Consider the following 24,376-nt stretch of genomic DNA (forward strand, 5'->3'; position numbering starts at 1 on the left):
GTATTGTCAGAAAGCGACGATTTCGGCCGCCGAAGCAGCTACACTACAGCTAGCCCGCGATTCTCTGGAAAAACACTAGTGCCTGTACGTGATACTGTCCCCACCATTTCCCCCGCCTGCCGCGCGCCGCGCCGGTGGCGCCGTGCCGGCCTGACGCTGCTGGCGCTGCTGCCCGCGCTGTGGCTGGCGCCCGCCGCAGCCCAGGACCAGGTCACGCTGCAACTCAAGCATCGCCACCAGTTCCAGTTCGCCGGCTACTACGCCGCGCTGGAGCAGGGCTATTACCGCGAGGCCGGGCTGGACGTGACCATCCTCGAAGGCTCGGACGGCAACGAGCCGGAGCGCGACGTCGCCGCCGGCAAGGCCGAGTACGGCGTTGGCGCCAGCAGCCTGCTGCTGGCGCGCCTGGCCGGCAAGCCGGTGGTGGTGCTGGGGGTGGTGTTCCAGCACTCGCCGTACGCGCTGGCGATGCGCCAGACCAGCGCCGAGCCGGACATCCGCCGCATCATCGGCAAGCGCGCGATGATCGGCTCGCTGATCGACGAGCTGGGCAGCGCCGACGAGCTGCTGGCCTATTTGATCAAGGAAGGCATCCCCGCCAGCAGTTTCCAGCGGGTCGAACCGAGCTACAACACGGCCGACCTGATCAGCGGCAAGGTGGACGCCATCTCGGTCTACACCACCAACGAGCCGGACACCTTCGACCGCCTCGGCTTCCCCTACGACATCTACAGCCCGCGCTCGGTCGGCATCGATTTCTACGGCGACAACCTGTTCACCAGCGAGCGCGAGATCGCCAACCATCCGCAGCGGGTGCGCGCCTTCCGCGCCGCCAGCATGCGCGGCTGGCAGTGGGCCATGAGCCACCAGGAGGAGATGGCCGACGTCATCCTCAGCAAGTACAGCCGCCGCAGCGACCGCGCCCACCTGCTGTACGAGGCGCGCCAGATGGTGCCGCTGGTGCAGCCGGTGCTCGTCGAGATCGGCTATCAGAATCCGGAACGCTGGCGCCACATCGCCGACGTCTACGCCGGCCTGGGCATGGTGCCGAAGAACGCCAATTTCGACGGCTTCATGTATCAGATCGACGGCGGCGGCGCCAGCCTGCTGTGGCTGTACCGCGTGCTGGGCGGCGCCGCGCTGGTGCTGGCGCTGGGCGCGGCCGTCCACTTCAGCCTGCTGGCGCGCGAACGGCGCCGCGCCAACGCCGCCATCCGCACCGGCGAGCAGCGCTTCCGCACCATGTTCGAGGCCTCGCCGCTGGGCATCGCGCTGGTCGATTCGGTGACCTACGAATACCGCGACATCAACCCGCGCTTCCAGGAAATCGTCGGCCGCTCGCAGGTCGAGCTGAGCGCCATGCGCTGGCTGGAGGCCGGTCATCCGGAGGACGTGGCGCAGCTCAAGGTGCAGATGGGGCGCTTGCTGGTGCACGAGATCGGCAGCTTCAAGATCACCAACCGGCTGTTCCGCCCGGACGGCGAGCTGGTCTGGATCGAGGTGTCGGTCACCGCCATCGAGACCGAGAAGGGCAGCCATCCGCACCACCTGTGCATGATCGAGGACGTCACCGACAAGAAGCAGAGCGAGGCGCTGATCTGGCAGCAGGCCAACTTCGACCCGCTGACCCAGCTGCCCAACCGCCGCATGTTCCACGACCGGCTGGCGCACGACATGCTCAAGAGCCAGCGCGACCGCTCGCACATCGCCATCCTGTTCATCGACCTCGACCACTTCAAGGAGGTCAACGACACGCTCGGCCACCACCAGGGCGACATCCTGCTGGTGGACGCGGCGCGCCGCATCAGCGCCTGCGTGCGCAAGTCGGACACGGTGGCGCGCCTGGGCGGCGACGAGTTCACCGTGATCCTGTCCGAGCTGGACGGCACCGAGCGGGTCGAGCAGATCGCCCAGCACATCATCGACAGCCTGCGACTGCCCTTCCCGCTGGGGCAGGAGCAGGCCTTCGTCTCGGCCAGCATCGGCATCACCTTGTACCCGGACGACGCGCTCGACATCGACGACCTGCTCAAGCACGCCGACCAGGCCATGTACGCCGCCAAGGGCGCCGGCCGCAACCGCTACAGCTATTTCACGCCGACGCTGCAGGTGGCCGCGCTGAACCGCATGCGCCTGACCAACGACTTGCGCGGCGCGCTCAAGGCCGAGCAGTTCGAGCTGTATTTCCAGCCCATCGTCCACCTGAAGAGCGGCCGCATCCACAAGGCCGAGGCGCTGATACGCTGGAACCACCCGCAGCGCGGCGTGGTCAGCCCGATGGACTTCATCCCGCTGGCCGAGGCCAGCGGCCTGATCATCGACATCGGCGAATGGGTGTTCCGCGAATCGGCGCGCTGGGTGCAGCGCTGGCGGCATGAGCACCATCCGGAATTCCAGGTCAGCGTCAACCAGTCGCCGCTGGAGTTCGCGCGCGAGGACGGCGCCTACGACACCTGGCTGAGCTATTTGCAGGCGCTGAACCTGCCGGGCCAGTCGGTGGTGGTGGAAATCACCGAGGGCTTGCTGCTCGACGCCAACACCACCGTCAGTAACAAGCTGCTGCAGTTGCGCGACGCCGGCATCCAGGTGGCGCTGGACGACTTCGGCACCGGCTACTCGTCGCTGTCCTACCTGAAGAAGTTCGACATCGACTACCTGAAGATCGACCGCTCCTTCACCCGCAACCTGGCGCCCGATTCGAGCGACATGGCGTTGTCGGACGCGATCATCGTCATGGCCCACAAGCTGGGCCTGCGGGTGATCGCCGAGGGCGTGGAAACGCCGGAACAGCGCGACCTGCTGGCCGCCGCCGGCTGCGACTACGGCCAGGGCTATCTGTTCGCCCGCCCCATGCCGGCCGAGCAGTTCGACCAGCTGCTGCGCGGCCAGTAAGGCCCGGTTCCGGTCGCCTGGTTCAGGAGCCGGCCTGCTGCACCAGCCCCGCCTGCGCCGGGCGGTTCAGCCTGGGATGCACGACCGGGATGGTCAGCATGGTGCTGGTGGCCGCCATCAACAGCAGCGCCGTGAAGGTTTCGTTGGTGATGATCTGCTTGTCGAGCAGGATGTTGGCGAAGATGATTTCAATCAGGCCCTTGGTCTGCAGCAGCCAGCCGATGATGGCCGCCTCGCCGGTTTTCCACTTCAACATCCTGCCGGCGATGTGCACGCCGGCCAGCTTGCCGCCGACCGACGCCAGCAGCAGCAAGCCGCCGACGAAGAACACCGAATAGCCGCCCAGCTCCCACTTGGTGCGCAGGCCGGTGCTGAGGAAGAACACCGGCATCAGGATCAGCAGCACGTGCTTGAACAGCGTGTCGAGCGTGCCGCGGTCGAACCACTGCGCGTCCATCACCACCCCGGCCAGGAAGGCGCCGACCATGAAGTGCAGGCCGGCCCAGTCGGAACCGAAGCTGCAGATCACCAGCCAGATCAGCGCCGCATACCAGCGGTCGTTTTCCTGCAGGCGCGCCATGACGCGGCGGAACACCAAGGTCAGCACGCCGAACGCCAGGATGAAGCCGGCCTGGCGGCCGATGCGCTGCCAGTCGAGCAGGATCAGCGCCAGCACGCCCCAGATGGCCACGTCGTCGAGGCTGGCGTAGCGCAGGATGCGCTGGCCCATCGGCTGGCGCAGGATGTCGAGTTTTTCCAGCAGCAGCACCAGCACCGGCAGCGCGGTCACGGCGCAGGCCATGCCCACGCCCAGCGTGAACTGCCAGTCCTGGCCCTTGGCGCCTTTCCAGCCCTGGTAGCCCAGCAGCAGCACGGCGGCGGCGCAGCCGAACAGCAGCGGCATGCCCAGCGCGAAGCCGGCGGTGGTCGCGCTCTCGCGGCGGTATTGCCAGACTTTTTTCAGGTCCAGCTCGATGCCGGCGATCATCACGAACAGCATCACGCCCCACCAGGCGATGCCGTTCAAGGCCTTGACCACGTCCGGCGCGAAGACGAACTGGTGATACTCGGGAAAGGCCGCGCCCAGCACGCCGGGCCCCAGCACGATGCCGCCGACGATCTGGACGATGACCAGCGGCGCGTAATAATCGGTCTTGAAGATCCGCCACACCAGATACGGTACGGTAAAGATCAGCAGCATCGCGATCAGGAAGATCTCTGTGGTGTTCATGGCTCACTGCCTTCTCGTGGTGTAATTCGAGCAATGTTATCCAATGCGGAGGACCCCGCGCAATGCCGGCTTGCGGAGTGTGGTATCGCTTCCACACAGGGCTCTGACTTCCTGCCCAGCCCGAAACAGCGATAATAGCTATTCGCTTTGCCTGTTCTATAGTTAGTGACTATTGAAACTATTGGAACAATCAATTTTGCAAATGGGGCGAAAGCCCTTAAACTGGCGTCTCAATGATTCACAACCCAACGAGGAAACCACAATGTCTCTGATCAATACCCAAGTAAAACCATTCAAGGCAACCGCATACGCCAACGGCAAATTCATCGACGTGAGCGACGAGTCCCTGAAGGGCAAGTGGTCTGTTCTGATGTTCTACCCGGCCGACTTCACCTTCGTGTGCCCGACCGAACTGGAAGACCTGGCCGATCACCAGCCTGAATTCGCCAAGCTGGGCGTGGACGTGTACGGCGTGTCGACCGACACCCACTTCGCGCACAAGGCATGGCACGACACCTCGGATGCCATCAAAAAAGTCAACTACCCGCTGATCGGCGACCCTACCGGCACCCTGTCGCGCAACTTCGAAGTGATGATCGAAGAAGAAGGCCTGGCTTACCGCGGCACCTTCGTCATCAATCCGGAAGGCTTCATCAAAGTGCTGGAAGTGCATGACAACGGCATCGGCCGCGACGCTTCGGAACTGCTGCGCAAAGTCAAGGCAGCGCTGTACGTGGCATCCCACCCAGGCGAAGTTTGCCCAGCCAAATGGACCGAAGGCGCAGCGACCCTGACCCCATCGCTGGACCTGGTCGGCAAGATCTAAGTCTGAGCACGTCTTGAAAGAGACCGCAGCACACAAGTAATACCGCGATGCCGGTCCGGGCGTCCGGCCCGGCATACGCCTAAATATTTGTAAAAAGGAAGAAAAATCATGTTAGATGCAACTCTCAAAACCCAGTTGAAAGCCTACTTGGAAAAAGTGGTGCAACCGATTGAGATCGTCGCCTCTCTCGATGACAGCGCCAAGGCCCGCGAGATGGAGGAATTGCTCCAGGAGATCGTCCTGTTGAGCGACAAGATCACGCTGGTCAAGCGCACCGACGATGCCGAACGCAAGCCGTCGTTCAGCATCAACCGCCCGGGCACCGATATCGGCGTGCGTTTCGCCGGCATCCCGATGGGCCATGAATTCACCTCGCTGGTGCTGGCCCTGCTGCAGGTCGGCGGCCACACCATCAAATTCGACGACGCCGTGATCGAGCAGATCCGCAACCTCGATGGCGATTACGAATTCGAAACCTTCATCTCGCTGAGCTGCCACAATTGCCCGGAAGTGGTGCAGGCGCTCAACGCGATGGCGGTGATCAACCCGCGCATCAAGGTGACCACCATCGACGGCGGCGTGTTCCCGAAGGAAGTCGAGGCGCGCCAGATCATGGCGGTGCCGATGATGTTCCTGAACGGCGAGCACTTCGGCCAGGGCCGCACCAACGTCGAAGAGATTTTGTCCAAGCTGGACAAGAACGCCGGCGCCCGCCAGGCCGCTGAGCTGAGCAAGAAAGAGGTGTTCGACGTGCTGATCGTCGGCGGCGGTCCGGCCGGCGCGGCGGCGGCCATCTACGCCGCCCGCAAAGGCATCAAGACCGGCGTGCTGGCCGAGCGTTTCGGCGGCCAGGTGCTCGACACGCTGGCGATCGAGAACTTCATCTCGGTCAAGGCCACCGACGGTCCGAAATTCGCCGTGGCGCTGGAGCAGCACGTCAAGGAATACGAAGTCGACATCATGAACACCCAGCGCGCCGCCAAGCTGGTGCCGGGCAAGCTGATCGAAGTGCAGACCGCCTCCGGCGCGATCTTGAAGGCCAAGTCGGTGATCCTGGCCACCGGCGCCCGCTGGCGCGAGATCAACGTGCCGGGCGAGAAGGAATACCGCAACCACGGCGTGGCCTACTGCCCGCACTGCGACGGCCCGCTGTTCAAGGGCAAGCGCGTGGCGGTGATCGGCGGCGGCAATTCCGGCGTCGAAGCGGCGATCGACCTGGCCGGCCTGGTCAAGCACGTGACCCTGATCGAGTTCGGCGCCGAACTGCGCGCCGACGCGGTGCTGCAACGCAAGCTGCGCAGCCTGGCCAACGTCACCGTGATCGTCTCGGCGCAGACCACCGAGATCCACGGCGACGGCAAGATCGTCAACGGCCTGAGCTACAACGACCGGATCTCGGGCGCGCTGCAGAAGGTTGAGCTGGAAGGCGTGTTCGTGCAGATCGGCCTGGTGCCGAACACCGAGTGGCTGAAAGGCACGGTGGCGCTGTCGCGTCACGGCGAGATCGAAGTCGACGCCCGCGGCCAGACCTCGATTCCCGGCGTGTTCGCGGCCGGCGACGTCACCACGGTGCCGTTCAAGCAGATCATCATCGCCACCGGCGACGGCGCCAAGGCGGCACTGTCGGCCTTCGATCACCTGATCCGCTCGGACGACGAGGAAGTGGTGGCCGAGTCGGCCGACCAGCAGGCGATGACCGCTTAAACGCCGGGGGTCAAGTCTGACAATCGGACACGGGCTCTGCCGTAACGATTATTACGGCAGAGCCCGTGTCCGATTGTCAGACTTGACCCCCGACTAGATCAGGTCGGCGCTGGCCTGCCTGGCGCGCAGCTCCATGGCGTTGCGGTGGCGCGCGCGCAGGCGCGGGTCGGTGATCAGCCGGCCCAGCGTTTCGCCAACCACCATCACCACGCCCAGCAAGGGCAGCACCAGCATCAGCCCCGCCACCCCGGCCACCGAGCCGCCGATGAAGATCATCAGCACCGTGATCAAGGGATGGATGTGCAGGCTGCGGCCCAAGGTCATCGGCATGAAGACGAAATCGTCCAGCAGCCGCACCGTGATGAACACGCCGATCGCCATGTAGGCCACCGCCGGATCGGCCGGCGCGTCGGTCGAGGCCACCATCACCACCAGCACGCAGCCGAGGATCGAGCCCACGTACGGCACCCACGCCAGCATCGCCGCGATCAAGCCCAGCACCAGCGGCGACGACACGCCGATCGCCCACAGCCCGAACGCCAGCACAGCCGTGTCGAGGATGGTCAGCTTGAACAGGCCCTGGAAGTAGCGGTGCGCGGTCTGGTCCACTTCGTGCAGCAGGCGCAGGGTCTTTTCAAAGAAGGCGTTGGGCACGGCGCGCGCCAGGAACTTCTTGAAGCGCAGGCCGTCGCGCAGGAAGAAGAAGGTCAGGAACGGCGCCAGCAGCAGCGACGGCAGCCACGCCGCCACCGACACCAGGATGTCGGTCAAATGCTTCTGCACGAAGGTGCCGGTGAAGGCGCTGACGCGGCTGTTGACGGTGCGCGCCAGCTTGATCTGCTTGAGGATGGGGAACTGCTGCTCCAGCGACAGCATCGTGTGGCGCACGAACTCCAGGCCGCCGCTCAGGTATTTGCCCAGCATGTCCTGCCACGAGTCGGACGGGCCGCTGTCCCAGTAGATGAACACCAGCCCGGCCATCACCAGCAACAACAGGAACACGCCGCCGACGATCAAGGTGGCGGCGTTGTGGCTCAGGCCCAGGCGGATCAGGCGCTGCATCGGCGGTTGCAGGATGTAGTACAGCACGATCCCGAGCAGGAAGGGGATGGCCAGGAACAGCATCTGCTGCAGCAGGAACAACAGCACGCAGGTGGCGGCGATGATGCCGCTCCAGACCACCGGCCCGGCCCGCTGTTGGCTCGGCAGGAAATTCATAGCGCCTCGACTTGCGGCTTGCCGGTCATCCAGTCGCGCAGGCGGCTGCCGATGTGGCGCGCCAGGGCCAGCGAGATCTTGTAGCCGATCACGGCGTCGGTCTCCATCAGGCCCATGAAGTCGGCGCGGAAGAACACCGCCAGTTCGCAGTTGTCCAGCGCGCGCGTCTGGGCGTTGCGCGGCGTGTTGTCCAGCAGCGCCAGGTCGCCGAAGAAGGAGCCGGCCGACAGCTCGGCCACCACTTCGCGCGTGGCGCCCAGCTGGCGGCTGATGATCACCCGGCCCGACATCACCAGGTACAGCGCCTGGCCTTCCTCGCCCTCGTCGAAGATGATTTCATCGGCCAGGTAGCGGCGTTCGTGCATCAGGCCGTCGACGATGTTCAGTTCGAGCGGGGTCAGCGTGGCGAACAGCGCCGATTCCTTCAGGCGCAGCAAACGCGGCGACAAAACGGGCGATTTGAGGAAACCAAAGATCAAGGGAACTCCGTGCAGGGCAAGGTGCGCGGACCGGGCCGGCCCGGCTTTATCGATCCAATGATAACTTAAAGTTGCACGGTAGCGGACAGCGGCAAGGCCGGGTCGAGGTGGCTGGTGAGCAGGATGCACTGGCGCGCCAGCCGTTCGGGCGCCGCCAGCTGTTGCCGCAGATAGGCCATGGCGTCCGCGTCGAGGCCGTTGAACGGCTCGTCGATCAGCAGCAGCCGCACCGGCAGCGCCAGCGCCAGCGACAGCTGCATCTTCTTGTGCTGGCCCAGCGACAGCGTGGTGACCGGCTGGTCCAGCGTGTGCAGCAGGTGGAAGGCCTGCAGCTCGGCGTTGAGCAGCGCCGCATCGGTGTCGGGATACAGCGACAGGTGCAGGTCGAGGATTTCGCGCACGGTCAGCCACGGCAGTTGCGGCGTGTCGCCGCCGCAGTAGTAGCACTGCAGGCGGTAGGCCAGCGGCTGCGCCTGGATGTCCAGGTCGTCCAGCGTGATGGCGCCGGCGTGCGGCGTCAGCGCGCCGCCGGCCAGCTTCAGCAGCGTGGTCTTGCCGGCGCCGTTTTCGCCGCGCAGCCAGGTGATGCCCGTACCCAGTCGCAGGTCGAAGCGGCGGAACAGCGGATGGCTGGCGAATTCGAAGGTCAGTTGTTCGATGCGCAGCACGGGTTTCAATTCCATAGTTCGCTTCCAATGGCAGTCAGGATGATGATGGCGCTGATGACCAGCCCAACGCGGCCGCGCACGCTCAGGCGGCGCAGCGAGATCACGGCGATCTGGGCGACGCCGGCCAAGCACAGCCAGACGGTGGCGACGGTGGTGCTGTAGCCGACCGTGCTGGCGCGGCCCAGATGGCCCAAGGTCAGCAGCGCGAACCAGGCCATCACGGCCAGGCCGGGCAGCAGCGCGGACACGCGCGCAAAGCGGAACAGGCGTTCGATGCGCACCGGCCACGCCGTCGCGACCGGGCGCAGCAGGGCGATCTGTTCGCTGACGGCCTTGTCGCCGCGGTCGGTCAGCAGCATCAGCAGGATCGCGGCGTTGAAGCCCCACAGCGCCGGCGGCACCACGGGCGGGTGCCATAGCCACACGGCGATGCCCAGCGCGGCGCCCAGCAGCAGCACGGTCTGCTGGATGCCGACCAGGTTCTCGGCGCGCCAGAACGGCAGCCAGAACAGCTGGCGCCAGTGGTACAGCGCGGTGCGCGCGCGCTGGGCCGGGGCGCCGGCGTTGGCGGGCATGCGCGGCGCATAGGGGGCGGGCGCGGGACGGTCCGGATCGAGCCTGGCGGCGGCCGGCATGCGGCAGCGCCGGGCCAGCACCAAGGTCGAGATGATCCAGCCCAGCAGCAACGAGCCTATGGTCAGCAGCAGCGCCTGCGGCGCGACCGGTCGCAGCCAGTCCGGCCATTGATACAGCCATATCGTGGTGGAAATTGCGTAGGCCATGCTCAATGGAACGATGATCATCCCGGCCACGGCGATATTGGCGCGCCATTGCTGGCTTGCCGGGATCGGCAGCGGACGGCACCACAGCAGCGCCTGCGCCGGCAACAGCCGTTTGCGCAGCAGCCAGACCGGCGCGCAGGCGATCAGCGTCTGGCCGGCGAACAAGCCCAGCGCCTGCGGCCACGGCCGCGTCGCCGCGAACAAGCCGGGCAGGGCCAGGCAGGCGACCAGCCCCACCAGCACCTGGCCGAAACCGAGCAGTATGTATTCCAGCGACGTCGTGAAGCTGGCCACGAACTGCACCATCGCCTGGTGCGCCATGCGGATGCGGAAACGCAGATATGGGTGTTGAAAAGGCGCCGAAATACTCATGCCGGAAGGATAACACCCGTCCAATTAGGCGAGACTTAATTGGTTGTAAATGGGTGTATTATCGGTTGCATGCTGCGTACCGATACACTGCACATCACCCCTGAGATACTCAATCTTATCGCCGGGATCGATGAATTCAAGGGGGCTTGGCGAGCCTTGGGCCGGCTCGCACCGGATCGCTTGTCCGCCCTACGCCGCGTCGCTACCATTGAAAGCATAGGTTCCTCCACGCGCATCGAAGGCGCCAGCCTGTCAGATCGCCAGGTAGCTCAGTTGCTTTCCAATCTCAAGATCAAGTCCTTTGCCACGCGCGACGAGCAGGAGGTGGCAGGCTATGCGGAATTAATGGATGTGGTATTCCACTCCTGGCCAGACATTCTCCTGACGGAGAACCATATCAAGCAACTACACCAGATGCTGCTGGGCCATAGCGACAAGGACGAGCGGCATCGTGGCAAGTACAAGACCAGCGTCAACAGCGCTCAGGCGTACGCAAGCGACGATCCGCAGCGATGCGCCGGACTGGCAACCCTGGCTGCTGTTTTTCCTGCGTTCGCTGGCCGAGCTGATACGTCGGCTGGAGAAAAAAATCGAGTTGGAACGTGTGGTCCTGGCTGCGTTGCCGGAATTGTCGTTGCGGATTGTCCAGTTTGCGCGCGAGCATGGCCGCGTCACGATGGCCGATGCATTGCTGATTACCGCCCGCAACCGCAATACCTTGAAACCGCACTTTCGCAACCTGGTTGAACAAGGGCAGCTGAGGCGGCACGGCAGCGGGCGCGGAGTCTGGTACGAGTTGGGCTAAAAAGCAGCGCAGAAATGATTAAGGGCCCGACGAATCGGGCCCTTAAAGGAATTTGGCGGAGCGGACGGGACTCGAACCCGCGACCCCCGGCGTGACAGGCCGGTATTCTAACCAACTGAACTACCGCTCCAAATTTCGTTGTTTCTGTTTTCTTGGTGGGTGCTGAGAGGGTCGAACTCCCGACCTACGCCTTGTAAGGGCGCCGCTCTACCAACTGAGCTAAGCACCCAGAAAACATATCAGCTTTGCTTCACTACTTTGTCACAACTGCTGAACGAGGCCGTATTCTACAAGCTGGTTTATCCGTTCCGCAAGGGTTTTTGAAAATAATTTAGAAAATTTGTTGGCGGCCCGCTTTCCGGTGTCACTATGGCCGCGCGCCCAACACCCCGAATAAGGACCGCCACCATGCCCCGCCACGATCAACAGCTCGATCCCCTGTACCGCCGCGTCAGCTGGCGGCTGATGCCTTTCCTGTTCCTGTGCTACGTGGCCGCCTACCTGGACCGTGTCAACGTCGGCTTCGCCAAATTGCAGATGCTGGCCGACCTGCGCTTTTCCGACACCGTGTACGGCATCGGCGCCGGCATCTTCTTCATCGGCTACTTCCTGTTCGAGGTGCCGTCCAACCTGCTGATGACGCGCACCGGCGCCCGCATCTGGATCGCCCGCATCATGATCAGCTGGGGCCTGATCTCGTCGGCGCTGATGCTGGCCAACAGCGTGGCGACGTTTTATCTGCTGCGCTTCCTGCTCGGCGCGGCGGAGGCCGGCTTCTTCCCCGGCATCATCCTGTATCTGACTTACTGGTATCCGGCCCATCGCCGCGCGCGCATGGTGGCGCTGTTCATGAGCGGGGTGGCGGTGGCCGGCGTGGTCGGCGGGCCGCTGTCGGGCTGGATCATGAAAACCTTCGCCGGCCTATATGGCCTCAGCGGCTGGCAATGGCTGTTCCTGCTGGAAGGCTTGCCGTCAGTGCTGCTCGGCGTCTGGACCCTGTTCTACCTGGACGACGGCATCCGCGGCGCCAACTGGCTCAGCGAGGACGACAAGCGGCAGCTGGAGCGCGCCATCGTCGAAGATGGCCGGCATCAGCAGCACCTGCCGCTGGCGCAGGTGTTCGGCAATGGCCAGGTATGGCTGCTGGCGCTGGTGTACTTCCTGTTCGTGATGGGGCTGTACGGCGTCAGCTTCTGGCTGCCGCAGTTGATCAAGAACAGCGGCGTCAAGGACGTGTTCGACATTGGCCTGCTGACGGCGATCCCGTACTCGGTGGCGGCGCTGGTGATGGTGCTGGCCGCGCGCCATTCGGACCGCAGCGGCGAACGGCGCTGGCACGCCGCCACCGCCGCTGTGGCCGGCGCGCTGGGCCTGGTGGTCGCCACCGTCTACAGCGACAACACCGTCATCGCCATGGCCGCGCTGAGCGTGGCCACGGCCGGCATCCTGACCACCTTCCCGATTTTCTGGAGTTTGCCGACCGCGATGCTGGGCGGCGCGGCGGCGGCGGCCGGCATCGCCCTGGTCAACTCGGTCGGCAACCTGGCCGGCTTCGCCAGTCCCTACCTGGTGGGCGCCATCAAGGACGCCACCGGCAGCACCGCCAACGGCATCTATCTGCTGGCGGCCAGCCTGGTGGCCGGCGCCGTGCTGGTGGTGGCGCGGCGATTACCTGGGACGTAATCGCCGCCGCACGCTGATTTCCGGAGAATGGTTGCTGTCGCTACGACACCACCCACTCAAGGAGATCGACATGAGCACCGCAGCCCACATCGCTACACAATACCTGGCCGTCTGGAACGAACGCGACGCCGCCGCGCGCCGCGCGCTGGTGGCGCACGCCTTCGCGCTGGACGCCAGCTACCTCGACCCGATGATGCGCGGCGCCGGCCACGACGGCATCGACGCCATGATCGCCGGCGCGCAAAGCCAGTTCCCCGGCTTCCGCTTCGAACTGGACGGCACGCCGGACGGCCACCACCACGTGGTGCGCTTCTCGTGGACGTTGGCCGTGCCCGGCAGCGCGCCGGTGGCGCACGGCACCGATGTCGCCGAGCTCGGCGCCGACGGCCGCCTGACCCGCGTCACCGGCTTCCTGAATGCCGCCTGACGACAGTCGAGCTATCATGAGGGTTCAAGGAGATCATCATGGCCGCACCGAACGTACCGGGTTTCATCCCTGCTGACATGGTGGCGCCGGCATGAACGGCGCGGCCGACTATTTCAGCGACTTCGCCAGCGCGCTGAAGTACTGGCGCGGCAAGCGCGGCTACAGCCAGCTGCGCCTGTCGACCGAGAGCGAGATTTCGCAGCGCCACATCAGCTTCCTGGAAAGCGGCCGCTCGCAGCCCAGCAAGGACTTGATACTCAGGCTGGGCATGGTGTTGGAAATCCCGCTGCGGCAGCGCAACGTCATGCTGCTGGCGGCCGGCTACGCGCCGGCCTACCAGGAGCGCAAGCTGTCCGACCCCGAGCTGGGCGCGGTGCGCCAGGCGCTCGATTTCATGTTGGCGCAGCAGGCGCCGTATCCGGCGCTGGTGGTGGACCGCCTGTGGAACCTGGCGCTGGCCAACGCCCCGGCGGCCGGCATGATGCGCTGGCTGCTGGGCTTGCCGGACGACGCGGCCATTCCCACCGACGGCTCGGTCAATGTGCTCAAGCTGATGCTGGACCCGCACGGCGTGCGCCAATATTTGCACAACTGGGAAGAGGTCGGCGCCGACCTGCTGCACTGGATACAGCGCGAAGCCATGAGCGACGGCCCCGGCAGCGAAGCGACCTTGCTGCTGGGCGAATTGCTGGCGCTGCCCGGCATCGCCGGCATGTCCGGGGTGAGCCATCCGGCGCCGAATCTGGACCGGCGCGCCTTGCCCTTCCTGCCGCTGACGCTGCGCAAGGACGGCGTCGAACTGAACCTGTTCACCACCATCGCCACCCTGGGCACGCCGCACGACGTCACCGTGCACGAGCTGCGGATCGAATCGTTCTTCCCGGCCGACGAGGCCAGCGCGGCCTGGTTCCGCGCGCGGTAAAAGCAGGGCTCTTGCGGCGCGAATGATTTCCGTGGATACTGTATGTATTCACAGTAATTTTATCCGCACCATGGCTGAAGACCAGCGCCGCATTGCCCACCTCGACATGGACGCGTTTTATGCGTCCGTCGAGCTGTTGCGCTATCCCGAGTTGCGCGGCCTGCCGGTGGTCATCGGCGGCGGCCGCGACGCCCAGCCGGTGGCGCGGGCGGACGGCAGCCACACCTTCGCCCGTCTGCGCGACTACGTGGGACGCGGCGTGATCACCACCGCCACCTACGAGGCGCGCGCGCTCGGGGTCGGCTCGGCCATGGGCATGATGAAGGCGGCCAAGCTGGCGCCGGACGCGATCCTGTTGCCGGTCAACTTCGACGCCTACCGCCATTGTTCGCGGCTGTTCAAGAACGCCGTGGCCGCCATCGCGCCGGATTTCGAAGACCGCGGCATCGATGAAATCTATATCGACCTGACCCATGTGGAAGGCGAAACGCGCGAACTGGCGCAGCGCATCAAGCAGGCCGTGCGCGACGCCACCGGGCTGTCGTGCTCGATCGGCGTGACGCCCAACAAACTGCTGTCGAAGATCTGTTCGGACCTGGAAAAGCCCGACGGCCTGACCATCCTCGGCTACGACGACATTCCGGCCCGCATCTGGCCGCTGGGCGTGCGCAAGATCAACGGCATCGGCCCCAAGGCCACCGAGAAGCTGGCGGCGCTGGGCATAGCGACCATCGGCCAGCTGGCGGCGGCCGACGCCGGGCTGCTGCAAGACCATTTCGGCGCCCACTACGCGGCCTGGCTGGCCGAGGCCGCGCACGGCGTCGACCATCGCGAAATCTCCACCAGCACCGAGAGCAAGTCGATCAGCCGCGAAACCACCTTCGAGCGCGACCTGCACGCGCGCCAGGACCGCGACACCTTGTCCGGCATCCTGACCCAGCTGTGCGCGCGGCTGGCGGACGACCTCAAGCGCAAGGGCTACGTCAGCCGCACCATCAGCATCAAGCTGCGCTTCGACGATTTCCAGATCGTCAGCCGCAACGTCACCCTGCCGCAGCCGGTGGCCGACACCACCGGCATCCTGCACGCGGCGCGCGAGTGCCTGAAGCGGGTGCCGCTGCAACGCCGGCTGCGCCTGCTGGGGGTGCGCGCCAGCACGCTGGAGCCGCCCGGCGCCGGCGGGCAGGCCGCTTTGCCCCGCCAAGGCGAATTGTTCGCCTAGAAGTTGTTTCAAAAAGACCGCAGCGTCGTTGTGGCGCCTCGCCGTGCATTCGCACTGTCTTCGGCCCCACGCCTAGCTGCGCTCATTTTGAAACAACTTCTTGGTCACGCAACACAATCGGTCCGGCGCCGCCATCACCGTGTAAAATGGCGCTCCCCTGGCATTACTGAAACAAGGCTCAACACATGTGGTTCAAGAATCTACAGATTTACCGTCTGCCGGCCCCTTGGGCCTATACCCCCGAACAACTGGAAGCAGCATTGGCGCCCCACTCCTTCGTCCCAGCCAGCAGCAATGAGCTGCTGCGCCAGGGTTGGGACACGCCGCGTCCGAACGGCGGCCTGGTGCACGTGGTCAACAAACAGATGCTGATCCTGCTGGGCACCGAGAAGAAGCTGCTGCCGAACACCGTCATCAACCAGGTCGCCAAGGCGCGCGCCGCCGAAATGGAAGAGGCCCAGGGCTTCGCTCCAGGCAAGAAGGCGATGAAGGAACTGAAAGAGCGCGTGGCCGACGAACTGCTGCCGCGCGCCTTCTCGATCCGCAGCAACGTCTGGACCTGGATCGATCCGGTCAACGGCTGGCTGGTGGTCGACGCGGCCAGCCCGGCCAAGGCCGACGAAGTGATCAAGCTGCTGCTGAAGGCGGTCGACAAGCTGCCGCTGGAAAGCCTGCGCGTGCAGCGCTCGCCGGTGGGCGTGATGACCGAATGGCTGCAGGCGGACGATGCGCCGGCCGGCTTCACGGTCGACATGGACACCGAACTGCGCGCCACCGGCGAGAGCAAGGCGGCGGTGCGCTATGTGCGCCACACGCTGGAAGCGGACGAAGTGCGGCGCCATATCGCGGCCGGCAAGCAGTGCACCCGCCTGGCCATGACCTGGGACAGCAAGATCTCCTTCGTGCTGACCGAATCGCTGGCGATCAAGGGCATCAAGCCGCTGGACGTGATCGCCGAAAAGGAATCGAGCACCAAGAACGACGACGAACGCTTCGACGGCGATTTCATGCTGATGTCCGGCGAACTGGCCAAGCTGATGGCCGACGTGGTCGAGGCTTTGGGCGGCGAAGCCAAGGCTTGATCGCACTGCAACAAAAGCCCTGCCTGTTGGTTAAGAATGCCGCAAAGTCTTTGATTTTGCGGCATTTTTCATGTAATTTTTGATAAAAAACCGGGAAAATAATTTCGTTGCTCTGTAGAAATTAGCGCGATTTCTGCTATAGTGAAAGATGTTATCAAATTAGGAACTCGTGATGAGCACCTTCGTTCCCATCCTCAGCACGTCCCAAATCGCCAACGACCTGACCACCCTGGACGTGTTGTCGTGGACGAGCGAGGATATCGCGGCGTTGAGTACGCTCCAGGTGCCGGCCCTGCGCACCGATCACCTGTTCGTCATGACCAGCGCCCAGCTGGCCTACCTGGCCAGCGCCAATGTCGCGGTGCTGACCACGCAGGACCTGGCCGCCATCAAGGCCGCCACCCTGAACGCCGTGGGCGCCTTGCCGTCCGGCTTCATGGGCGCGCTGGGCAGCGCCCAGATCGCCGCCTTGACCACCGCCCAGGCGGCGGCGCTGGGCAGCCAGGCTTTCATCAGACTGAGCAGCCAGGCGATCGCCGCGTTTGAGACGGCCGACCTGGCCGCCTTGAGCACCGCCAATATCGCCAGCCTGTCGTCCGACCAGGTGGCCCTGATGAGCAGCGGCCAATTGGCCGCGCTGAGCACGCGCCAGCTGGCCACCTTCTCGGCCGATGACATCCTGGCCATCGGCACGCGCGGCATCGCCGCGCTGGGCACGCAGGCCACCGCCGGCTTGAGCACGGCGCAAGTGCGCGCCTTGAGCACGCAGCAGGCCGTGGCGCTGAGCACCGCGCAAGCCGCCGCGCTCAACGGCGCGCAGCTGAACGCCCTGTCCAGCGACGCCGTCGGCGCGCTGGAAACGGCCGACGTCGCCGCGCTGAAAACCGCCGCCGTCGCCGCCATGGCCACCCGCCAGCTGGCGCTGCTGACCAGCACCCAGTTGGGCGCGATGACCACCGCTGAATTCGCCGCACTGAACAGCGCCCAGATCGGCGCACTGTCCACCAACGCCCTGGCCGGTTTGCCGGGCGCCGACCTGGCGGCCCTGAATCCGTCCGTCGTGCCGCAACTGAGCACCGCCTTGCTGGCCGCGCTGAGCACGGCGCAAATCAATGCCTTCGGCAGCCGCCAGATCGCCGTGCTGAGCAGTGCGCAGATCGCGGCGCTGAGCAGCACCCAGATCCAGGCCCTCAGTTCGGCGCAGATCGGCGCGCTGGGCTCGCGCCAGGTGGCCGGCCTGTCGACCGACGACGTGGCCGCCATCGGCAGCGCCGGCATCAAGGCCTTGAGCGTGGCGGCGGTGGGCGCGCTCAATTCCGCCCAGTTGGCCCAGCTGGGCGCGGCCGGCAACCAGATCGACTTGCTGGGTACGGCCCAGTTGGCCGCGCTGCGGCCGGCGGTGCTGGCCGGCCTGAGCACAGCCCAGGTGGCGGCGCTGTCGACCACCCAGGCCGCCATCCTCAGCAGCGCGCAGCTGAACGGCCTGTCGCTGGCGCAGCTGGCCGCGCTGGAAACGGCCGACCTGGCGGCGCTGAAGACGACCGCCATTACCGGCCTGAGCACGCAGCAGATGGCGGCGCTGAGCAGCGCCCAGCTGGGCGCGTTCACCACCGCCGAATTCGCCGCGCTGAGCAGCAAGCAGCTGGCCGCCCTGTCCAGCGCCTCGATCGCCGGCCTGCCGGGCGCCGACCTGGCCGCGCTCAATCCCGGCGCGGTGGCCCTGCTGACGCCGTTGCTGCTGGCTTCGTTGAACAGCGCGCAACTGGGCGCGCTCGGCTCGCGCCACTACGCGGCGATGGGCAGCGACCAGATCGCCGCGCTGAGCAGCACGCAAATACAATCGCTGTCGACCCTGCAGATCGGCGCGCTGGGTTCGCGCCAGGCGCTGGGCTTGACGCCGGCCGACCTGGCCGCGCTGGGCAGCGCCGCGCTGCGGGCGCTGAGCACCGCCGCGCTGGCCGCGCTGAATTCGGCGCAGCTGGCGGAACTGGGCGACGCCGCCGGCGGCAACCTGTTCGGTCAGCTGACCACCGCCCAGATCGCCACGCTGCGCACCGCCGCGCTGGCCGGCCTGGGCACCGCACAAGTGGCGGCGCTCAGCACGACGCAAGCCGCCGTGCTGAGCAGCGCGCAATTCGCCGCGCTGTCGCTGGTGCAGCTGGCGGCGCTGGAAACGGCGGACCTGGCCGCGTTGCGCAGCAATGTGATCGCGGCGCTGAGCACGCTGCAGGCCGGGGCGCTGAGCAGCGCGCAAGTGACGGCCCTGACCACGACCCAGATCAGCGCGTTGGGCAGCAAGCAGCTCAATGCGCTGAGCACGACCGGCATGGCCGGACTGGAAGGCGACGACTTCGCCGCGCTGGGCACCAATGCTATCGCCGGCCTGGCTTCCGCCAGCGTCGGTGCCCTGAGCACGACGCAACTGGCAGGCCTCGGCACGCGCCAGGTGGCGGCGCTGGGCAGCGCCCAGCTGGCCGCGTTGAGCACCGCCCAGGTGCACAGCCTGAACTCCGCGCAGGTAGGCGCGCTGAGCTCGCTGCAAGTGGGCAGCTTGTCGACCGCCGACATCGCGGCGCTCGGCACGGCCACGCTGGCCTCGCTGCGCACGGCCGCGATCGCCGCACTCAATGGCGACCAGCTGGCCGCGCTGGGACAGGTGCAGTTGCTGACCACGGCCCAGATCGTCGCGCTGCGCAGCGCCGCGCTGGCCGGCCTGACCACCGCCGAAATGGCGGCGCTGACGGCCACCCAGGTCGCCGCGTTGAGCAGCAGCCAGCTGCGCGCGCTGAGCACGCAAGCGATCGCCGCCATGGAGCCGCTCGACCTGGCCGCGCTGCGCACCGCCGCCATTCCCGGCCTGAGCTCGGCCCAGGTGGCGGCGCTGACCAGCAGCCAGCTGGCCGCGCTGACCATGGCGCAATTCCTGACCCTGAACGCGTCGCAGTTGTCGGCGCTGTCGTCCGCCACCATCGCCGGCTTCGCCAGCGCCAATATGGCCGCCTTCAGCACCGCCAATATCGCGGCGCTGAGTCCGTCCGCGGTCGGCAACCTGAGTCTGCTGCAATTGTCCAGCCTGTCCTCGCTGCAGTTTGGCGTGCTGTCGAGCAGCCAGCTGGCGGCGCTGCAAACGGCGCAGATCGCCAGCCTGGGCGTGCCGCAAATCCTGGGGCTGAGCTCGCGCAACATCGCCGGCCTGTCGAGCGCCGACATGGCCGCCCTCAGCGCCGTCGCCGCCCGCACCCTGAGCACCTCGGCGCTGGCCGCGCTGAGCGCCGAGCAATTGGCCGCGCTGGCCGACGATCCGTCCGGCAGCCTGTTCGGCACCTTGGGCACGGCGCAGATCGCCGCGTTGCGCAGCACCGGCCTGGCCGGCCTGAGCACCCGCCAGGTGGTGGCGCTGAGCACCGCGCAAGCCGCCGTGCTGAGCAGCGGCCAGCTGGCCGCCTTCTCCAGCAACGACATCGCCGCGCTGGAAACGGCGGACCTGGCCGCGCTCAGGACCGCGGCGTTGACCGGCCTGAGCACCCAGCAAATGGCCGCGTTCAATAGCGACCAGGTGACCGCGCTCACCAGCGCCCAGGTCGGCGCGCTGAACAGCAGCCAGGTGATGGCGCTGTCGAGCTCGGCCCTGGCCGGCTTGCAGACCAGCGATGTCGGCGCGCTCGGCACGGCGGTGATCGCCGCCTTGCCGGTCGGCGCGCTGCTGCGCTTGAGCAGCGCCCAGGTCGCGTCGCTGAGCACGCGCCAGGTCGGCGCCCTCGGCACCGACCAGCTGGCCGGCCTGGCCAGCGCGCAACTGGCCGCGCTGACGTCGGCGCAGCTGGGCGCCTTCGGTTCCAACCAGATCGCCGCGCTGTCGACGGCCGCCATCGATGCGCTCGACGCCGCCGCCGTGGCCGGCCTGAAGGTCGCCGCGCTGGCCGCGCTGAGCTCGGCCCAGCTGGCCCAGCTGGGCAACGACGCCGGCGGCGCCAGCCATATCGACCTGCTGTCCACCTTGCAGATCGGCGCGCTGCGCAGCACCGCCATCGGCGGCCTGAGCACGCGCCAGATCGTCGCCCTGAGCACGGCCCAGGCGGCCGCGCTGAGCAGCGCCCATCTGGCCGCGCTCGGCACCAGCGCCATCGCCGCGCTGGAAACGGTGGATGTGGCGGCCTTGCGCGCGGCCGCGCTGAGCGGCCTGTCGACCGACCAGATGCGGGCGCTGACCGCGGCCCAGCTGGCCGCATTGACCACCCAGCAGATGGCCGCCTTGAGCAGCCTGCAACTGGGCGCCTTGTCCAGCAGCACCTTGGCCGGCTTGTCGACCGCCAATCTGTCGGCGCTGACCACCGCCGCCATCAGCGGCCTGACCACGCGGGTGATCTCGCAACTGGGGGCGACGCAGCTGGCGGCCTTGAAGACGCAGCAACTGATGGCGCTGGGCAGCGACCAGATCGCCGCCCTCGGCACCCAGCAAATCCTGGCCTTCAGCTCGGCGCAGCTGGGCGCGTTCGGCTCGCGCCAGATCGCCGGCCTGAGCACCATCGACCTGGCCGTGCTCGACAGCCGCACGCTGCCGGGCCTGAGCACGGCCGCGATCGCCGCGCTCAATTCGGCGCAACTGGCCGCCCTCGGCGGCGACCTCGCCAGCGCCCAGTTCGCCTCGCTGCGCAGCGCGCAGATCGCCGCGCTCAGCACCGCCGCCCTGGCGGGACTGGGCAGCGCGCAGCTGGTCGCCCTGACCACCGGCGAAGCGGCCGCCTTCGGCAGCGCCCAGATCGCCGCCTTCAGCTCGGCGCAGATCGCCGCCTTGCAAACCGATGACCTGGCCGCGCTGAAGACCGCCGCCATCGCCGCCCTCAGTTCCGGCCAGCTGGCCGTGCTGGGCACCGACACCGCCGGCGTCAGCCATTTCGACGCCTTGACGACGGCCCAGATCGTTTCATTGCGCAGCGCCGCGCTGGCCGGCCTGGACACGCGCCAGATCGTCGCGCTGAGCACGACGCAGGCGGCGGCCCTGCTGAGCCAGCAGGTGGCCGCGCTGTCGACCCGGCAGATCGCCGCGCTCGAGACGGCCGACCTGGCCGCGCTGAAAGTTTCCTCCATCGCCGGCCTGGGCAGCGCCCAGCTGGCGGCGCTGAACAGCGTCCAGCTGGGCGCGTTGACGAGCGCGCAGTTCGGCGTGCTCAGCAGTGCGCAGATCGGCGCCCTGAGCAGCCAGATGGTGGTCGGCCTGTCCACCACCAACCTGGCCGCCTTGAGCCAGCAAGCGGTGGCCGGCCTGAACCTGTCGTTGCTGGCCAATCTGTCGCTCAGCCAGCTCAACAGCTTGAGCACGCGCCAGGTGACGGCGCTGCGGAGCCAGCAGATCGCCGCCCTCGGCAGCGCCCAGGTGGCCGGGCTGACGCTGGCGCAAACCGGCGCGCTGGGCACGCTCCAGATGGCCGGCCTGTCGACCGCCAATATGGTCGTGCTCGACACCGCGCATCTGAGCGCCCTCAGCACGGCGGCGATCGCCGGCCTGCGGACCGAGCAGATGGCGGTGCTGGGCGTGGAGCCGAACGGCTCGCCGTCCTTCGTCGGCGCGCTGACCACGGCGCAGGTGGCGGCCTTCAGTACCGCCGCCATGCAGGGCTTGACGGCGGTCCAGGTGCTGGCCTTGAGCACCCGCCAGGTGGCGGTGCTGAGCAGCGCGCAGCTGGCGGCGCTGGCGCCGGCGCTGATGACGGTCTTGTCCACGCAGGAAATCGCGGCGCTGCGCACCGCCGCCGTGGCCGGCATCCGGACCGCCCAGGTCGCGGCGCTGAGCAGCTTGCAGCTGGCGGCCTTGACGACCGCCCAGGCCGGCGTACTGAACAGCGCCCAGGTGGCGGCCCTGAGCACGGCTGCATTGTCGGGCCTGGAAAGCGCCGATCTCGGCGCGTTGAGCACCAGTGCGCTGGGCGGCCTGTCGGGCGCCAGCTTCGCCAGCCTGAGCGCGGCGCAACTGGCCGGCCTGACGTCGGTCCAGGTGGGCTCGCTGCGCACGGCCCAGCTCGACGCATTGAGCACGCAACAGATTTACGGCCTCAACTCGGCGCAGATCCGCGCGCTGAGCTCGCAACAGCTGGCGCGCCTGTCGGTCGACGACGTGGCCGCCATCCGCACCGACAACCTGGCCGCGCTGAGCACCTCGGCGCTGGCCGGGCTGTCGTCGGCGCAGATGGCGGTGCTCGGCGCCGATCCGCTGGGCAGCGCGGCGCAACTGATCTCCGCGCTCGGCACCGAGCAGATCGTCGCCTTGCGCAGCGCCGCCTTGCTGGGTCTGAGCACGGCCCAGGTCGTGGCGCTGACCACGGCCCAGGCGGCGGCGCTGGGCAGCGCCCAGTTGGGCGCGCTGCAGTCGACGGTGCTGGCGGCGATGGAAACGGCGGATGTGGCGGCCCTGAAAACGGCGGCCATCGCCGGCCTCAAGACGCAGCAGATGCAGGCCTTGACCAACGCCCAGCTGGCGGCGCTGGGCAGCGCCCAGCTGGGCGCGCTGGGCAGCACCCAGCTGATCGCGTTGAGCGCCGGCCAGGTGGCGGCGCTGGGCACGGAAGATGTGGGTGCGATCAAGCCGCTGGTGCTGAACGCCGCCGCGCGCGACGGCAATCTGCTGTCGGGCATGGGCACCGCCCAGCTGCGCGCGTTGACCACGGCGCAGTTCGCCGCGCTCGGTTCGGCGGCGCTGGTGCAGATCCAGGCGCTGGCGCTGGCGACGATTGAAACGGCCGATATCGCGGCGCTGGGCACGGCCGCGATCCGCGCGCTGCATGACGACCAGCTGCTGGCGCTGGGCACCGACCAGATCACCGCGCTCAGCCTGGCGCAAGTGGCGGCGCTGTTGCCCAACGCTTCCGCCGCCAGCCAGTTCACCGGCGCCCAGATGGCGGCGCTGTCCTCGGCCCAGCTGGGGGCGTTGAGCACGGCGCTGATCGCCGACCTGACGGCGGCCAACCTTGGCGCCATCGAAACGCGCGACATCCCCGGCCTGAGCACGCGCCAGTTCGCCGCGCTGAGCACGACGCAGATGCAGGCGCTGGCGACGGCGCAGCTGGCGGCGCTGACCACGAGCCAGACCCATGCGTTCTCCCTGGTCCAGTACAACGCCTTGAGCGACGAACAGATCCTCGCCTTCAGCGCGGCGCAGCTGAGCGCCATGCCGTTCAGCACGCCGCTGGTGCTGGACCTGGACGGCAACGGCGTCACCACGCTGGGGCTGGAGGCGGGCGTGCAGTTCGACCTGGCCGCCAACGGCCGGCAACGGGCCACCGGTTGGGTGGGGGCGGGCGACGGCTTGCTGGCGCTGGACCGCAACCACAACGGCGGCATCGACGACGGCAGCGAGCTGTTCGGCTCGTCCACCCGGCTGGCCGCCGGCGGCACCGCCGCCAACGGCTACCAGGCGCTGGCGGAACTCGACGGCAACCACGACGGCATGGTCAGCGCGCTCGACGCCGGCTACAGCGACTTGCGCGTGTGGGTCGACGCCAACGCCGACGGCGTCAGCCAGTCCGGCGAGCTGAAGACGCTGGCGGCTCTGCGCATCGCCAGCCTGAACCTGGATGTGCAGCGGGGCGGCGCTGTCGAGCATGGCAACCTCATCGGCCTGACGTCCAGCTACACCAGCACCGACGGCCGGCAGCACGCGGCCGCCGACGTCTGGTTCCAGCAGGGCTTGAGCGCGCAGGTCAGCGGCATGGCGCAAGCCTTGTCCGCGTACGACGCCGGCGCGCCGCAGGCGCCGCGCGGCGGACTGGCGTTCGACGGCGGCCGGCCGGCCGGTCCCCTGGCGGCCAACGCGGCGCATCTGGCCGACGTGCTGCAACAGTTCCACGACCTCGGCCGGAACGCCGCGGGCGGCCAGGTGGACAGCGACACGCTGCGCCTGAAAGCCCTGCAGACGGCCGCGGGACACGGTCTGCTGGCGGTGCCGAAATAGCCTGACTAGCCGCCCCCCCAAAACCGCCAGCCTGAACGCGCTCAAGACCGCGTTCGGTGCAGGCGGTTTTTTTTGCGCACGCGAGTAGCAAATCCTTAACCTTTCCGTTTCCCCCAAC

15 protein-coding genes and 2 tRNA genes are annotated in these 24,376 nt (G+C 67.1%); 10 read left to right on the forward strand and 7 right to left on the reverse strand.

Annotated elements, in window-relative coordinates; translation table 11 throughout:
- Positions 1–78 precede the first annotated feature (78 nt).
- Positions 79–2,892 (forward strand): EAL domain-containing protein, encoded by a 2,814-nt coding sequence (locus AC1RMD_RS02935; RefSeq protein WP_492923467.1) that lies wholly within the window; start codon positions 79–81, stop codon positions 2,890–2,892.
- Between the two features lie 22 nt (positions 2,893–2,914).
- Here AC1RMD_RS02935 and AC1RMD_RS02940 read toward each other — a convergent pair whose 3' ends face one another.
- Positions 2,915–4,123 carry a cation:proton antiporter gene (locus AC1RMD_RS02940; RefSeq protein WP_492923469.1) on the reverse strand — a complete coding sequence of 403 codons (1,209 nt, stop codon included), beginning with the start codon at positions 4,121–4,123 and terminating at the stop codon, positions 2,915–2,917.
- 262 nt (positions 4,124–4,385) lie between these two features.
- Between AC1RMD_RS02940 and ahpC the strand changes: the two genes are divergently transcribed.
- Positions 4,386–4,949, forward strand: a complete 564-nt coding sequence (gene ahpC / locus AC1RMD_RS02945; protein ID WP_492923471.1) for an alkyl hydroperoxide reductase subunit C — start codon at positions 4,386–4,388, stop codon at positions 4,947–4,949.
- A 108-nt stretch (positions 4,950–5,057) separates the two neighbouring features.
- A complete protein-coding gene (ahpF, locus tag AC1RMD_RS02950) occupies positions 5,058–6,653 on the forward strand; it encodes an alkyl hydroperoxide reductase subunit F (protein ID WP_492923473.1) in 1,596 nt (531 codons plus the stop codon).
- A 93-nt stretch (positions 6,654–6,746) separates the two neighbouring features.
- Here ahpF and AC1RMD_RS02955 read toward each other — a convergent pair whose 3' ends face one another.
- From AC1RMD_RS02955 to AC1RMD_RS02970, 4 genes are all read right to left on the reverse strand, one after another.
- Positions 6,747–7,871 (reverse strand): AI-2E family transporter, encoded by a 1,125-nt coding sequence (locus AC1RMD_RS02955; protein WP_492923475.1) that lies wholly within the window; start codon positions 7,869–7,871, stop codon positions 6,747–6,749.
- Positions 7,868–8,350, reverse strand: a complete 483-nt coding sequence (locus AC1RMD_RS02960; RefSeq protein WP_116993826.1) for a cyclic nucleotide-binding domain-containing protein — start codon at positions 8,348–8,350, stop codon at positions 7,868–7,870. The genes AC1RMD_RS02955 and AC1RMD_RS02960 overlap by 4 nt, the downstream gene beginning before the upstream one ends.
- A 65-nt stretch (positions 8,351–8,415) precedes the next feature.
- Positions 8,416–9,033: an ABC transporter ATP-binding protein gene (locus AC1RMD_RS02965; protein ID WP_492923478.1), complete on the reverse strand. Its 618-nt coding sequence runs from the start codon at positions 9,031–9,033 to the stop codon at positions 8,416–8,418.
- Complete coding sequence (locus AC1RMD_RS02970; protein ID WP_492923480.1) at positions 9,024–10,172, reverse strand: hypothetical protein; 1,149 nt, start codon at positions 10,170–10,172, stop codon at positions 9,024–9,026. The genes AC1RMD_RS02965 and AC1RMD_RS02970 overlap by 10 nt, the downstream gene beginning before the upstream one ends.
- Before the next feature lie 69 nt (positions 10,173–10,241).
- Here AC1RMD_RS02970 and AC1RMD_RS02975 point away from each other — a divergent pair, with 69 nt between their 5' ends.
- On the forward strand, positions 10,242–10,919 hold the full coding sequence (locus tag AC1RMD_RS02975) for a Fic family protein (RefSeq protein ID WP_492923482.1): 678 nt from the start codon (positions 10,242–10,244) through the stop codon (positions 10,917–10,919).
- A 111-nt stretch (positions 10,920–11,030) separates the two neighbouring features.
- Here AC1RMD_RS02975 and AC1RMD_RS02980 read toward each other — a convergent pair.
- A tRNA-Asp gene (locus tag AC1RMD_RS02980) sits at positions 11,031–11,107 on the reverse strand.
- A gap of 23 nt (positions 11,108–11,130) precedes the next feature.
- Positions 11,131–11,206: transfer RNA gene (locus tag AC1RMD_RS02985), tRNA-Val, on the reverse strand.
- Between the two features lie 179 nt (positions 11,207–11,385).
- Here AC1RMD_RS02985 and AC1RMD_RS02990 point away from each other — a divergent pair.
- The 6 genes from AC1RMD_RS02990 to AC1RMD_RS03015 all read left to right on the forward strand — a co-directional run bounded on the left by AC1RMD_RS02990 (position 11,386) and on the right by AC1RMD_RS03015 (position 24,258).
- Positions 11,386–12,660 (forward strand): MFS transporter, encoded by a 1,275-nt coding sequence (locus AC1RMD_RS02990; RefSeq protein WP_492923484.1) that lies wholly within the window; start codon positions 11,386–11,388, stop codon positions 12,658–12,660.
- A 70-nt stretch (positions 12,661–12,730) separates the two neighbouring features.
- On the forward strand, positions 12,731–13,087 hold the full coding sequence (locus AC1RMD_RS02995; protein ID WP_492923486.1) for a nuclear transport factor 2 family protein: 357 nt from the start codon (positions 12,731–12,733) through the stop codon (positions 13,085–13,087).
- Positions 13,088–13,178: 91 nt separating this feature from the next.
- Positions 13,179–14,009 carry a helix-turn-helix domain-containing protein gene (locus AC1RMD_RS03000; protein ID WP_492923488.1) on the forward strand — a complete coding sequence of 277 codons (831 nt, stop codon included), beginning with the start codon at positions 13,179–13,181 and terminating at the stop codon, positions 14,007–14,009.
- 70 nt (positions 14,010–14,079) lie between these two features.
- Positions 14,080–15,231, forward strand: a complete 1,152-nt coding sequence (dinB, locus tag AC1RMD_RS03005; RefSeq protein WP_492923490.1) for a DNA polymerase IV — start codon at positions 14,080–14,082, stop codon at positions 15,229–15,231.
- 185 nt (positions 15,232–15,416) lie between these two features.
- The gene (locus tag AC1RMD_RS03010; RefSeq protein WP_492923492.1) at positions 15,417–16,313 is read left to right on the forward strand and encodes a recombination-associated protein RdgC; all 897 of its coding nucleotides are present in this window, start codon (positions 15,417–15,419) and stop codon (positions 16,311–16,313) included.
- A gap of 172 nt (positions 16,314–16,485) precedes the next feature.
- Positions 16,486–24,258, forward strand: a complete 7,773-nt coding sequence (locus tag AC1RMD_RS03015) for an SPM autocatalytic domain-containing protein (RefSeq protein WP_492923494.1) — start codon at positions 16,486–16,488, stop codon at positions 24,256–24,258.
- Positions 24,259–24,376 lie beyond the last annotated feature (118 nt).

It is taken from the genome of Duganella sp. GW822-FHT06D06, from assembly GCF_058799615.1.